The sequence below is a fragment of the Marinithermus hydrothermalis DSM 14884 genome, from assembly GCF_000195335.1.
GTDB lineage: Bacteria > Deinococcota > Deinococci > Deinococcales > Marinithermaceae > Marinithermus > Marinithermus hydrothermalis.
In genome coordinates this window covers 170424-184057 of the sequence record NC_015387.1, presented here as the reverse complement: position 1 = coordinate 184057, position 13634 = coordinate 170424, and the positions used below count along the sequence as shown (strand labels likewise).

Genomic DNA, 13634 nt, shown 5'->3' with positions numbered 1-13634 from the left:
GTGCCGGTCGTTGAGGTGCGCCTCAAGCCCACCGCGCCCTTCCGCGAACCGCCCCGCGCCCCAGGGTTGTGGGGCCAGATGGCCTGGGCGCTACGGTACCTCGAGGGGCCCCAGGCCCTCGAGGCGTGGCTCGAGCGCTTCCGCGCGGACCCCCCGCCCTTCCGCATCTCCTCCGCGTACCCCACGGGCTTCCTCCCGCGCCCCCTGCTGCCCCTCCCGCACGTGGAGAACACCGCGCTGCGCAAGCGGCTCAAGAACCTGGACCTCCTGCCCCTCGAGGTCTTCCAGGAGGTCGCCACGCACGGGATGGAAGCCCTCGTGGCGTGGGCGCGAACGGAACCCTCGCCCGCCCCCGCGTGGACGGCGCACGCCCGCACGCGCCTCGCGATCGACCGTCGGAGCGGCACGGCCAAGGAAGGCGCCCTGTACACAGAGCCAGCCTACTGGCCCGCCGCCGGAACCCTAAGCGTCTACCTGAACGGCACGGAGGAGGCCGTGCAGGACGCGGTACGGCTCCTCGAGTGGGTGGGCCGCCTCGGGTACGGGGGCCGCGCGAGCATCGGCCTCGGGCAGTTCACGGTAGCGGAGGTGCGGCCCTACACCCTGCCCGAAGCCCCCCACCCCACGCACGCCGTCACCCTCGCCCCCACCCTCCCCCCCACCCAAGGCGCGGGCTGGTGGCGGCTCGAGCCCTACTGGGGCCGGCTCGGCGGCGCGTACGCCACGCACGCCAAACCCTTCAAACGCCCCCACCTCCGGGCCGTGGAGGGCTCCGTCCTACCCCTAACCCACACGGGCGGCCTCCTCGAGGTCACCCCCAGCACCCCCCCGGAAGCAGACGCGCGAATCTGGGAGTACCTGTGGGCCTTCCCCGTCGGTGTGGAGGTCAAGGCATGAGCACCCACCGCCTCAGCCTCACCCCCCTCACCCCCGTGCACGTGGGGAGCGGCGAAACCCTCGAGCCTTACCAGTACGCCCTGGTGAACGACCGGGTCTACGTCCTCTCCCTCCCGCGCCTCCTCGAGCACCTCGAACCCCAAGAGCAAACAGCGTACCTCGCCGCCATCAGCGAAGGCCCCCTGGCCGCGCGGCACCACGTGGCGCGCCTCGTAGCGCGAGGGCTGGACCTCAAAGCGGTGAGCGCCTGGACGGCCCGGGCCAGCCGAGGCTTCCAAGCGTACGTGACGCAACGCCTGGAAGAAGCCCACCCCCAGGCGGAGCTCGAGGTGCGCACCCTGCCCCGCTCTCCCCTCGGCGCGTACCTGCCGGGCTCGAGCCTCAAGGGCGCGGTGCGCACGGCGCTGCTCGCAGCGCAGCTCGAAAAGGAGCTGGAGTACGATCCCGATCAGGCCGAGGGCCGGTACGACCTGGTGTACGCCCACAGGGAGTGGACGCACCAGCCGGGGCGCGGCTGGGTCCGCCCTCCCCGGAAACGCAACGGGTGGGTTTCGGTGAACCAGGCCTTCGAAGCCCACGTGTTCAAGAACCTCAACCAGAGGAAGCGCCCGAACCAGGGCGCGGACCCCTTGCGCACCGTGGCCTTCACGGACTCGGAGCCCCTCCCGGAAACCACCTTCCTCAAGATCGCCGTGCAGGGCACGCGAGAAAACCCCAGCGGCCCCACCGGGATCCACCTCCTAGCGGAGGCCTGGGTGGAGGGAAGCGTGGAGGTCACGCTGCGCATCCACGAGGCCTTCCAGGACCGCTCGATATACCGCCACGCGGTGAAGCCCCGGCTACAGGACATCGCGATCGACGCCTTCAACCGGTACGCCTACCTCGCGGAGCAGGAGTACGCGGAGTACGAGGAGCGCGGGTGGCGCGAGGCCACGAGCGCCATGAAGCGCGTCCTGGACGCGGTGGACGCCTGTTTGGACGGGAACGGAAAGCTGCGGCAACCCTACCGCTTCCCCCTGCGCCTCGGGTTCGGCTCAGGAGACTCGACGCTGCGCCTCGCGGAGTTCCTGAAAGACTACCGCTCCCCCGTCAGCCGTAAACTCGCGGAAGACCAGCCCCTAGGGTGGGTGCTGGTCGAGGTGCTAGAGTAAACCCGTGCTGCTCGCCGCGCTCGTTCTGCCGCTCGAGGGCCCGGACCGCCCCCAACCCCTGCACGCAAGGGGATGGGTGTACCGGTTGCTGCGCGAAGCCGCGCCGGAAATACACGACGCCGAAGGGCCCAAGCCCTTCACGGTAGGGGTAGGCGGCCGCCCCAACGCGGTCTGGGTGCGCCTCACCTGCCTCGCGGAGGAGGTGTACGCGGCCCTCTCCCCCCGCCTCTGGAGCCAGGTGGGCCTCGAGGTGCGCCTGGGGGAGGACACGTACCGCATCAAGGCCGTGCTGGAGGCGGAGCACCCCTGGGCGGGGCTCGCGACCTGGCCCCGGCTCTTCCAGGGGGAGGCAGGGCCGGACCTGGGCCTGGAGTTCGCGAGCCCCACCTTCTTCCGCCGTCAGGGCGCGAACTACCCCCTGCCGGAACCCCGGCTGGTCCTAGGGTCCCTGATCGAACGCTGGAACGCCCACGCCCCCACCCCCGTCCCGCCGGAGGTGGCCGAGCGGCTCGTGGAGGCCACCACCCTCCGCTACCTAAAGGGCCACACGGTCAGTGCGGTAGGGCACGACCGCACCGTGGGGTTCCGCGGGCGGGTCACGTACCACCTGCCTCGAGCCTCCACGGAGGAAGCGCGGTGGCTGGCGGCACTGGGCCGGTTCGCGTTCTTCAGCGGGGTGGGCGCGAAGACCACGCTGGGGTTCGGCCAGGTGCGCCCGTACCCTCTCCTCGCGCCCAGCGCGGCGCCGCCGGGGCCGTGAGTCGGGCAACCTCCCCCTTTACAAGGTCCCCGAGCTGTGCTAGACTCAACTCTGCGTTTGGGGGAAACCCCGCGCACACGGCGAGGGCCCGTAGCTCAGTTGGATAGAGCAGCTGACTACGGATCAGCAGGTCAGGGGTTCGAATCCTCTCGGGCCCGCCACACTAAGACGTGAACTACCGGGGCTTTGCTAGCCCCGGTAGCGTCTTATCACCTTTACTGAATGTCTGGAGGCGCTACCCTCTCTTCACCTTGAGAACCGGGGCTTGGGAAGCGGCAACAGAAGGGTGAGCTTCAGGTGTGCCCCGCCCTCCTTCCCCAGCCAGAACCGGGCGGCTTCGCGCGACGCACACCTTGCAAAAACCTTGGACCGCAAGGTGGGCCCGCAGCTAAGAGCGCCACTCCCAACATCTTGCTTAAAGATGGGAAAACCATGGTACTTTACCGTAAATCAGAATCTTGACAAGATATTCACGCGTGTGTTACCTCTGTAACCGAGGCTCGGGCCCTTCGATATTATCGGAGGTGATCCGTGTACGGAGAATCTTTGCAACGTTTTTGATCTTTGGTCTTCTCCTCACAGGAGTGAGCCCCACCCTGGCCGCGGGGAAACACCTGAGCGCCGCGGCTCCAGCGCGGGAAGAGGTTGCGAGCAGTGTGGTACCAGAGGGTTCCGCACTGTATTTAGTTGTTCCCCAAGGTGATCCTTTGGGGGACCAAGAACTGGATGAGGTAGAAGGAAAGGCTTGGTGGGCTGTTGCCGGTGCTATTGTGGGTGCTTATACCGCGGTCAGGGAATGTAATTCATGCTCTTTAGGTGGAAAAGTGGCCGCCGGATTTGTCGGTGCCGTTATGGGGACGACCGTATCTGCGTATGCAGAAGCAGCAGCGACCGTTGCCAGTCTCTCAAGGGCAGCAGCAACCGCCCTTAGCGCACTCGCCCAGATAGGCAACTACGAAACAGGGCGCGTCATTAGAAGCGCTATGAATAAAGCTTTCTCTGGAAATGGATAGGGCTAGAGTGCTACACGCGGGGTGCGCGAACAGGGTCGTCCTTGTGCTTTCCCGCATCCCTCGCTAGCTTGTATGGCCGCGTGAAATCAGCGATTTGGGACCAGTAATGGTGGAGGTAGCCAAAAAGTTTGTCCTTTTGTCGGCCACTTCCGTGGTCGTGACGCTCGCTTTCGGAGGGGGGGCGGCCGATGCTCTTTTGGGGTTTTTGGCTCTGTCCCCCACGTTAATGTTTATTACGCACGTCGCGTTAATTGATTACTTTCCTTCCTCAGGGGAGGGCTATGCACGATTCTTCGAAGAGAAAAGCTGCAGGGGCCGACTTGGGCGGCTGGGAAAGGTTTTTGCTCTATCATCGGTTTGGGTTGGAGCTTTGTCCGTTAACTGGGTCGTGGAGCGCAGGTTAGATTTGCTCATCATAATTTTCATTCTCCTGCTCTCGGCTACACTTTTGGACTGGCGCCAACGCTTTCGCGCCATGGACGCGCTCTGCGCGGTGATCGTAGAGGTATGTGGGCGTTTCCAGAGTGGGGTTGCGGGGAAAGGCGGCGAGCTGCACTGACTGAAACCTTTTACTTTTCCACCCCATGCATACAAACCCGCTTTAAGCTCAAGGATCAGCTCCCTACTTAGCCGCCTCATCCTCTCGCGCTGGATCAGAAGCTCAAGGTATAGAAGCAGCAACAGCAGCCATGCGGCCGCTTTCCCCAGTGGATCAGGGTTAGGCTTCATCGACCCGGTGCGGATCACGAAACGCTTCTCCCCCTCCCGTCCGTGTAGCCCAGGTCGTACCCCGCAACCCAGACCAGGAAGTGGAGGAGCCCTTCGGCAAATGCTAGGAACGCTATCAGAGCAATGACCCCACCAACGAGCAGCTATCCTTTGCCGGCAATAGCCGTATAAGGCGGCACACCAAACAAGTCACAACAATACCCCTTCCCTTACCAAACACAGGATGTTTCAAGGAAAACAGAAGCTTCCTAAGTTTGGTCATAGCATACACAACTCCGCCAACGTCGGTGGCGAAATCAAGGCTCACCCGGGCCACAAAAGACCAAAGGAACGCATCAGCACGCTAAACCGCGACTCGAGCCAGTTCCGCGTCCGGCCCATGACGGGGGACCAGGCCGTATCCACCACCTTCCCTCCCCGAAGGCGGTACGGCGGCGTCTTCACCCCTTCCACACGGGCTGACCGGGGTCAAGGGCTGTTCGCGATCGTTCCGCATCACAGCCCCCCCTTTGGCTTGATCAAAACCCTCAGGTCAAGTCGCAAACGAGGGTATCACATAGAAGTGATTCGACATGTCAACCCGGCCGTATCCGACCCGCCCAAGCGATTCCCGTACGTATCCGCTCCTTAAGGTCCAGGTTTACAGGAACCTCTATGCATCGCTCCGATTTTCCGGTAGGGGCGCTGACCACGGCCCTAACGGTGAGCGGAACCCACCGGGACAAACCGTCGATACGCGCCTTAACGTACCCTTCAGCATTGAGTTCAAAGGAACGCGCAACTCCCGTATCCTGAAGGGGGGCCTCGACGCAGATCTCTAACCCCCCATCTCGCATCGGTTGAAAGCGCACCTCCACCACTATCTCTTGGCCCTCCCAAATAGCCCGGAGGTCCAGGATCCGCGGCTCGAGCCGAACAGGGTAACGCCCCAGCAACACGAAGTGTTTATGCCCCGCGTCGTACTCGATCAGCAGCTCGTCCACGGAACGCGGCACCAGGGCTTTGAGGTTCTGTGCGCGCGCGACCGGGTTGCTCCTTAAGGAAAAGTAAAGTGGCTTGTTTTTAGCCTGGCCAAAGAGGAGGAACTCGATGCATTCCTCGCCCCAGCTTCGCAGCACCTCGAGCGGTTGGTGCGTGCGAGCGTCCCTCAGGCGCACGGCCGCCGCCTCCGGTGCCTTCAGGGAAAACTCCAAGCGTACGTTGCCGACCTCGATTGGGGAGGGCTCGGGCCGGGACCATTCCGCCTCCCCGTCCGGGGAACAACGGGGGCACCACTGGAAGCGGGCCCAGCGCCCATCCATGAGCTGCACCTCCCCGGTCACATAAACGCCCTCCGCAAGCACGGCCCCCTCGACGTTGGGGATGATCTGCAGTTCAAGGTCCTCGGGGTTCTCGAGGCGTTCGAGAGACACCACCACCGGGTCCGCCCTTCCCCTCGATTGCTGCCCGTCCTGGGCGGTGACCGTTCGGCCGGACCCCCTCGCGTCAAGGGCTTCTTGAAGCAGCTGCCGCAGTGTCGCTTCGGACTTGTGCCGTAAAAACATCAGGGGGTTGGGCTGCGAAAAGATCAGGCCGCACCCCCGTAAGTAGGCGTCCAGATCCGCTTTAGAGGCTTTGCCCTCGAGGTACGCGGCCGCGATCTCGGGGTTTTCCTTGAGCGCATCCAACGCGTGCACCAAGCCCCGCAGGATGCGGTCGTAGGTCGGGGCTTGGCGCAGCACCCCCTCGGGTAGCGTGGGGTTCAGTTTCCGCAGCAGCTCGGCGTCGACGGAGCGGCCCGCGTGGTCCTTCAGGTACATGCGGCACAGATCCGCAAACTCACGGGCCCGCAAACCGCGCACGCCCCAGATGCGGTCGATGGTCTGCACGAAAAGACGCCGTCCGTCCGTCACCACCAGGTGGGGGCGGGTTTCAGGGTGCGAGCTGAGGGCGTCCCATAAAGCGTCGTACTGGGCTTGGCGCACCTGTGCTCCGGCTTTTAACCCCAGCTCCCGGTGGAAATGAGCCCAAAACTGCCGCTCGTTTTCGGGAACCTCCCGGTACAGGGTGTACCCCCGCAAAAACCCCAGGAACGCCAGCTTTTCCTCCTCGCTCCAGCGCACCCACCCGGAGTACCGTCCGCTCCGCAACCGCCGCCACATCCGGGAGGCTTTTTGCTTGAGGAGCTCGTAGGTTTCCAGACTCAGGCGAGCGGTTACCGGCCCTTCCCGCTTGAGTTGCGCCAGGACCTCATCCCAGGTTTTCGTCGAGTTCAAAGAGGTGCTTCACCTCCTCCCAACGCAGCCAGACCCAAAGGGCGAGGAGCAACCGCCGGGCGTCCTCCACCCGCTGCCGCTCGTACCCCTGATCCTCTAGGGCCCTCAGGAGGCGCACCAGCCCCTCAGCCCAAGCCACCGCCTCCCCCGAGGCAGAACCGGTCCCGCCGGGAGTGAGGAGCGGCTCGAGCTTGTCCAGCTCTTCGGCAAAGGTTTCGGCGAACTCCCGCACCCAAAAGCGCGGGCGGGTAACGCGCGCCTTGAAGGCCTCCAGATCCTCAAGCTTTTGCCGGCACCGGCGGAGTTCGTCCTCCAGGCCACGCATCCTGGTGAGTTCGCCCTTGAGCGCGACCAGGCGTTCGTGGCACTGTCGGCACTCTTGTTCCAGGCGCTCCGCGCGTTGCCGTTCCTGCTTCCAGGCGTGTTCCGCGTGGCGTAGGCGCTCTTCACAAGGGGTCATCGCTGCTCCTCGAGGCGAGGCGAGCAGTACCGGTGCGTCAGGGCGTAGAACAGGGCTTCTTTATCGAGGATCTCGCTGCGTAAAAGCCGAGCGATCGGGAGGCAAGCCAAATCCCAGAGCAAGCGCTCGGCTCCCAACAGCAGCACCCCCTCGGGCTCCTCGGCGGAGAAAGCAGCCCAGTTGGTGCGCTCGTACAGCAGCGGGTTCGGCCGGCGATCCAGGGCGGCTTGGTAGACCTCGATTAGGTGGATGAGGCGCTCCCTGGAGGTCCCCCCGAGTTCCTCGTAAGGGATGACCCACGCCCGCTCCAACGCCGCGCCCGGCAGGGACACCTGCGCCTTTTGGGCGATTTTGACCTGCCTAAGCTCAGTTTGGAGCTGGGCGTTTTCCCGCTGCAGCTCCCCCCTACGCTCGCACTCGTCTTGCAGGGCGGTTTTGGCCTGCTCGAGCTCGGCCTGGAGGCGTTCGTTCTCCCGCTGTAGCTCCGCCACCGTACGCGCGTACTCGCGGCACTGCTCCTGGAGTTCCTGCACCTCCCTCAACCGGCGCGCCACTGCCTCCTGCAGGTCCTGAAGGCGCCGCTCGAGCTCCGCCCGGGTTTGCTGGGCTTGCCGCAACGCCTCCTGGTGCCGCTCGGCCTGCTGCCGCCACGCGTCCCGCTCGGCCTCCACGCGCTCATGCACCTCTCGCGCTTGGGCCGCGCGCGCCCTTTCTCGCTCCTCGTACTGGCGCGCCAAGCGTTTCTTCTCTTCCCTTAACCTGCGCACCCGGTCCTGGAGTTCACGGACCTGGCTGCGCAAACGCTCCACTTCCGTTGCGTCCGGGGCGGTTTGCATCACTGGGGCGCTGCCGGCGACCTCCGCCAGGACCGTCCAGCGCGGGGTGTGCCCTAACCGCTCCAGTACCGTCGCGGCGGCCCTCCACCAGTCCGGCGTGGGCCACTTCCACTCGGGATTCCATCGCCCTTGGGCCAGGGCCTCCAGCTGCTCCGAGGCGGTCTCCAACCAAGCCTCAATCAGGTGCTTCAGCGTCTCTTCCGCGCTGGCATGGATGCGCTCGAGGTTGTCCAGGACGTCCTCGTCCTTCACTTGCTTAAGGGGTTTTCTCACGAGGCGCGCGGCAGTCGGGTCGTGAGGTTTAAAGCACCTTCGGAAGGCGTGGGCCAAGGCTCCTTTGGGATAGGCCTTCAAAAGCAGGCGAGCCGACTCCAGGTTGGGTTCCTGGAGGATGGCCTCCACCAGTTCGGGCAAGCGGTCCTTCACACAACCACCTCGCTTCGCTTCAAGTGGCGGCGGGTCATTTTTGCCAGCGCTTCACGGCCCGCATCGGTGATGGCGTACGTGTAGCCACTCTTAAATGCTTCTTTCTTTAGGTAACCCTTTTTACACAGGGTTTCAATCGCGCTTTTGATCTCTCGTTCGCGCACAAAGGCCAGGCGACCGAACTGGGTGTTGTGCTGTATCCAGCGGGGGAGTTCTTCCGCCTCTCCGGCGACGAAGAGCCACGGGACACCCCGCAGCGCGTTGATCGTTTTACGCAACCCCAGCCCGTGCTGGCCCCGTTCGCTCACCTCCTGGAAAAACCGCAGGATGACCTCATCCGGACGGTATGCGTGCGCGATCGCCTCTAGGTCCAGGCTGCGCCCCAAGGCCCAAGGCTCGCGGTTCCGCGCGCACACGCCACACCCCGCGCACGTAGAGGCTGCCTCACCCAAGTACTGCAGGAGAAATTCCCGCTTGCAGAGGTTGGTCGTCGCGTAATTCCTCATAGCCTCAACGCGCGCTTCGGCGTGTTCTTGCATGGATTGACGCGCTTCGCGCCACTCGGCGCGCCCTTTCTCCCCACCGCTGCCGCGCTCTACGTAGAGCGCAGGCTCCCAGTACACGAAGCTCCGAACCACCCCTTCGCGCCAGGCGTGGTACAGGCTGTCGGCGAGCGACTCCGCCTTCTTGGGGGAGATCCGGGCCATATCCAGAACAACCGCCCCCTGGTGCACGCTGCCGACCTTGGCTTTGCGCAGCTCCTGGGCGGCCTCCGGGCCCAAGAACCCATCCAGCGCTTCCGGATCCTCCACCACGATGCCAATGCGCCCCGGCTTGTACTCGTACCGGACGAGGTCGTACCGGGCCGCGTGGCTGAGCAGGCGGTCCAGGGAGTCCAGGCTTGGTCCCCCCTCTCCTACCGCGTCGTCGAGACGTTTCTTGAGGTCCCTGTGGTACCCCCAGTACGGCCCCTCCTCACGGAGGTACTCGAGCAGCTCGTCCAGGTGCGACTCATCGTGGCCCAAGCGTTTCGCGAGCCACCGGATCAAGCCCCAATCGTTACTGGCGTGCAACAGCACCGCGTAGGCGGGACGGCGGTCCCGTCCCGCCCGTCCCGACTCCTGGAGGTAGGCCTCGAGGCTCTGCGGGGGATCGAAGTGAATGACCGCTCGTACATTGCTCTTGTCGATCCCCATGCCAAAGGCGTTGGTGGCCACGACGATGGGGGTCTCCCCCTCCTCGAACCGCCCCTGCACCTCCGCGCGGATCACGTCGGACAGGCCTGCGTGGTAAGCCTCGCTCACAAAACCAAGGCGCCGCAGGGCCCAGGCCAACCGCTCGGCCATCCTCCGCGTGGCTACATAAACGATCACGCTGCCCCCCGGCTCCTGGCCGTCAATCCACTCGAGGATCTGGGTCAGTTTGGCGAGCTTCTGGATCGGCGCGTCGCTCCCCCGGTACGCGAAGGTGTAGTACCGGATCTCTGGCCGGTCGTGGGAGCGCTCCAGGACCGTGACCTCGGCGTTCTGCAGGCCCAGCGCCTCCCGCAACTGGTTGCGCAGCTTCACGGGAGCGGTGGCCGTCAGAGCCGTGATGGGCACCTCCCTACCGACCTCCTCACGGACGTACCGAGCCGCCTCCAGGTAATCGGGGCGGAAGTCGTGCCCCCACTCCACGACGCAGTGCGCCTCGTCGAACACGAAGCGGTGGAGCTGGCCGGCCCGGGCCATCTCCTGCAGCAACCGCTTGAGGTTCTGGTCCTTGGTTAAACGCTCCGGGCTGGTGTAGAGCAGGTGGACGCGTCCCCTGCGGACCTCGTCGTAGACGGCCTTTCGTTCCGCGGCCGGCATGCTCGAGTCCACGCGGGCCGCGGGAACCCCCCGGTCCCGCAACTTCTCCACCTGGTCGTACATCAGGGCTTTCAGCGGGGAAATCACGACGGTCAGCCCTCCCTGCACCAGGGCAGGTACCTGGAAGATCAGGCTTTTCCCGTACCCCGTGGGTAAGAACACAAACAGGTGCCGTCCTTTGAGGGCCGCCTCGATGCCCTCGAGCTGCGTCCGACCCCGCGCATCCCGGGTTAGGTCCAGGTTCTTCCAGAAGGTGCGAACCACCTCGAGCGCCTTCTCGAGGGGCGTGCCTGGCCCCTCTTGAATGCGGCGTAATGCTTTGAGGTCCTCGTCCAGGAGCTCGCCTTGGGGAAGGCGGGCGCGCTCCACCTCGAGAACGGGGGCGAGCAGGTCATAAAACGCGTCCCGGGAAACGGGCACGTGCTGGTGCACACCGTCTGGTAGGGCGTTGAAGAACCTCGTTTGGTAAAGGGCGTTGATGATGCGTTTGTCCCAAAGCACGAACGCCCCCTCACCCGCATCCTGGCGATCGTCCCGGATCAGGCGGCCAAACGCCTGCACGAAACCGAGCATGGCCTGGGGGAGGTAGACGTCCGCCCACGGATCCAACCCCTGGCTTTCCGCTAGATCGCCGCGCCTGGAAAGCAGCAAGGAGGGAACGGGGAACGGGATGCGCTCGAGGTTCACCAGCTTGAGGTTGGGGAAGTCCACGCCTTCCATGAAGGAACGGGAGCCCAGCATATGCCCCGGCCTCGCCCCGTCCGCCATGAATTGAAGGGCTTCCTCCCGTTCCGTACGCCGTAGCGGGGCGCGGAGGTGGGGCACCTGTTCCTCCAGGGCTTTTTTAGCTTCGTGCAGCCGTTGCTTCGACGTGAACAGGGTGAGGCTCCGATGCGCGGCCGGCAGGAGGTGCTTGAGTTCCTCGTGGAGCATCCCCGAAAAGCGCCGCATCATGCTTCCGCGCGCCTCGGGGAGGTGGGTGGGGATGATGAGGTGGGCCTTGTGATAGGGCAGGGTGGACTCGAGCTTCAGGGTCTTGGCGTTCTCGAGGCCCAGCACCCGCTTGACGTATCTGAACTCGTCCCCTAGGTCCAGCGTCGCGCTCGTGAGCACGATCCCCTTGGCCCTCTCCCATAAGCGACCGAGAGCAACCGAGATGTCCACGGGCTGGGCGACCTGCTCCCAAAGCCCTTCGTGGTTAACCCGGGCCTCGTACACAAAGTTCTCTACGCTCGGGTCCATACCGTCCTTGAACAGTCCCGCCCGCTCCCGCGCAAGATCGCAGAACGCCTTGAAGTACTCGAGGGTAGGCTTCACCCGGAACCACAACCGGCTGTTCTTAGGCACCGCTTGGCGGAGGGTGTGGGTGAGGGCCTTCAAGCGAGCGACCAGCCGTTCCTCATCACGGCGCAGTTCCGGCCACTCCTTTTTTTGCTGTAGCCTGGGACTGTACTCTAGGGTGAGTTGGTACTGGGGGTTCCCGTGGCCGTGTTGTTTCACGAAGTGGACGATCGATGCGCTGTAAGCCTCGAGGGCTTCTAGCGCTTCAGGAACCAGTTGATTCCTGATTTTAGAGAAGCTCTCTTTTATCTGCTTCGCGTCTTCCGCTTCCTGTCCCAGGATCCGCAGAGGGCGGGCATCATCACGGAACAGCCCGGTGCGCCTTTGGGGGTTGTAGAGGCGCTGGAGGTGGAGCAACAACGCCTCACCGCTCACCCTACGGGTAAAGGCCTCGGTGGCTTGATGCTCGAGGTTATGCGCCTCGTCGATCACTAAGTAGAACGCTTTTTGTGGTTCCTCTGCGTCCTCGTTTGACGCTTCGGCATCCCCCTCAGGGTTTCCCCCGAAGTGGGCCAGCAGCCAGGCTTGGTTGGTGACCCATACATTGGCCCGTTTCCGCCGTTCCAGCTCGATGTAGTACGCGCAGTTTTGGTGCCTACCCCGGACACACCGCTCGGGATGGGTGCGTGCCTTAAACAGGGCCGCCCGGTATCCGGAAGACCCATGCCAGTAGAACGGCAAGGCTTCCAGGTCGTACCCTCCCCGGAATGCGTAGTGCAGCAAAAGCCCCGTAGCGGCCCGCTCGGCCTCATCTACGAACGGGTGCTCCTCAACCAACTCCTTTAAAGCCTCGAGGCACAAGTAATCCCGTGCGCTTTTGATGTTGACCGCGGAAACACGGTAGCCGGCATCCCGGATGCGTTCAAGTTCTCGGATGGCTTGATCCTGTAGGACCTTGGTGTGGGTGGCGATGACGGTGGGCAGGATGTCGTCTCCGCCCGCTCGGGAAGCATACTGGTACAGGGTGGGGAACAGGTACCCCCGCGTCTTTCCCGTCCCCGTGGGCGCCTGAACGATCACGGGCCGTCCCTCCTGGAAGGCCGCGTGAACCGCTCGCATCATCTCGATCTGCGGAGGACGCACCGAACCGAGTAACGAAAGGTGGGCTTCGGGATCCTCCCACACCCGAGGGAACCCCCTCGTGCCCTCCGTGTGCTCGTTATAGACCCACGGTATGCCGGGCTTGGTTTTCAGCACCTCTTGCAGGGAAAGGGCGGGGTCTTCCGGGGGATCCGCCCCTAGAAACCGCGCCTCTTCCAGCCCCAGGTGGGCCCATAACGCCAAAACGGGCGGAGGCACGCGCTGCTTTCCAACCCTGTAAAGCTCTCGAGCCACCTCGCGGTTAGCAGCCACGTCCAACAACGCATCGTGCGCCCCGACCAGGGGCCGCCCGAAAAAGTAGGCGTACAGGTCGCCCAGCCCATAACCGCGAAGCCGTTCGTCGGGAGGGGTCGGGAAGATCAAGTGGGCCAAGCGCAGGGTATCCAGCGCAGGGGTGGGCGGTAAGGCAAGGCCGCACGCCCTTAGCCAGCGCTCGAGGAGGGGGATGTCGTAGAAGAGGATGTTATGACCGGCGAGCGGTTGATCGCCCACGTACTCGAGCAACTCCTTTAATACTTCTTCCAACGGGCGCTTGTGGCGATCGTACTTTTCCCGGGAAAATCCGACAAACCCCCAGATCTCGTCCGTATCCGAAACGGGTTCGGGAGTGTCAACGAAAGCCTCGAAGGGAGCAGCGCCCTCTTTATACGCTACGATCTGCAGGATTTGAGCTTGGTTAGGGTCCGTACCCGTCGCTTCTAAGTCGATAAAAACGTACGGTTTCATTGCCCTACGTGCACAATTCTAGCTACGAATTCTTCCGTACTTGGGTTATTTTAGCCTCTCCCAAAGGCGGTCGAACGTATGCCGCTTGG

Annotated in this window: 7 protein-coding genes, 1 tRNA gene and 1 pseudogene; 4 read left to right on the top strand and 5 right to left on the bottom strand. The window is 64.1% G+C overall.

What is annotated here, in order from left to right; translation table 11 throughout:
• From csm4 to MARKY_RS00915, 4 genes are all read left to right on the top strand, one after another.
• Window positions 1-897 (top strand): type III-A CRISPR-associated RAMP protein Csm4, encoded by an 897-nt coding sequence (gene csm4, locus MARKY_RS00930; RefSeq protein ID WP_013702996.1) that lies wholly within the window; start codon window positions 1-3, stop codon window positions 895-897.
• Complete coding sequence (csm5, locus tag MARKY_RS00925) at window positions 894-2048, top strand: type III-A CRISPR-associated RAMP protein Csm5 (protein WP_013702995.1); 1155 nt, start codon at window positions 894-896, stop codon at window positions 2046-2048. Before csm4 ends, csm5 begins: the two co-directional genes overlap by 4 nt.
• A gap of 4 nt (window positions 2049-2052) precedes the next feature.
• Entirely contained in the window at window positions 2053-2808 is a 756-nt protein-coding gene (gene cas6, locus MARKY_RS00920) for a CRISPR-associated endoribonuclease Cas6 (protein WP_013702994.1), read from the top strand.
• Between the two features lie 84 nt (window positions 2809-2892).
• A tRNA-Arg gene (locus MARKY_RS00915) sits at window positions 2893-2969 on the top strand.
• Between the two features lie 1899 nt (window positions 2970-4868).
• Here MARKY_RS00915 and MARKY_RS12265 read toward each other — a convergent pair.
• The 5 genes and pseudogenes from MARKY_RS12265 to MARKY_RS00890 all read right to left on the bottom strand — a co-directional run.
• Window positions 4869-5003: pseudogene (locus MARKY_RS12265) on the bottom strand (transposase); the annotation flags it as partial.
• Between the two features lie 122 nt (window positions 5004-5125).
• Window positions 5126-6805 (bottom strand): hypothetical protein, encoded by a 1680-nt coding sequence (locus MARKY_RS00905; RefSeq protein ID WP_013702992.1) that lies wholly within the window; start codon window positions 6803-6805, stop codon window positions 5126-5128.
• Complete coding sequence (locus tag MARKY_RS00900; RefSeq protein WP_013702991.1) at window positions 6780-7265, bottom strand: hypothetical protein; 486 nt, start codon at window positions 7263-7265, stop codon at window positions 6780-6782. The genes MARKY_RS00905 and MARKY_RS00900 overlap by 26 nt, the downstream gene beginning before the upstream one ends.
• The gene (locus tag MARKY_RS00895; protein ID WP_013702990.1) at window positions 7262-8527 is read right to left on the bottom strand and encodes a magnesium transporter CorA family protein; all 1266 of its coding nucleotides are present in this window, start codon (window positions 8525-8527) and stop codon (window positions 7262-7264) included. The genes MARKY_RS00900 and MARKY_RS00895 overlap by 4 nt, the downstream gene beginning before the upstream one ends.
• On the bottom strand, window positions 8524-13545 hold the full coding sequence (locus MARKY_RS00890) for a RecQ family ATP-dependent DNA helicase (protein ID WP_013702989.1): 5022 nt from the start codon (window positions 13543-13545) through the stop codon (window positions 8524-8526). The genes MARKY_RS00895 and MARKY_RS00890 overlap by 4 nt, the downstream gene beginning before the upstream one ends.
• Between the last annotated feature and the right edge of the window lie 89 nt (window positions 13546-13634).

Bases quoted from the DNA above. Each gene is read 5' to 3' on its own strand.
- MARKY_RS00890 (WP_013702989.1), bottom strand. From the start codon at position 13,545: ATGAAACCGTACGTTTTTATCGACTTAGAAGCGACGGGTACGGACCCT.
- MARKY_RS00900 (WP_013702991.1), bottom strand. From the start codon at position 7,265: ATGACCCCTTGTGAAGAGCGCCTACGCCACGCGGAACACGCCTGGAAG.
- csm5 (WP_013702995.1), top strand. From the start codon at position 894: ATGAGCACCCACCGCCTCAGCCTCACCCCCCTCACCCCCGTGCACGTG.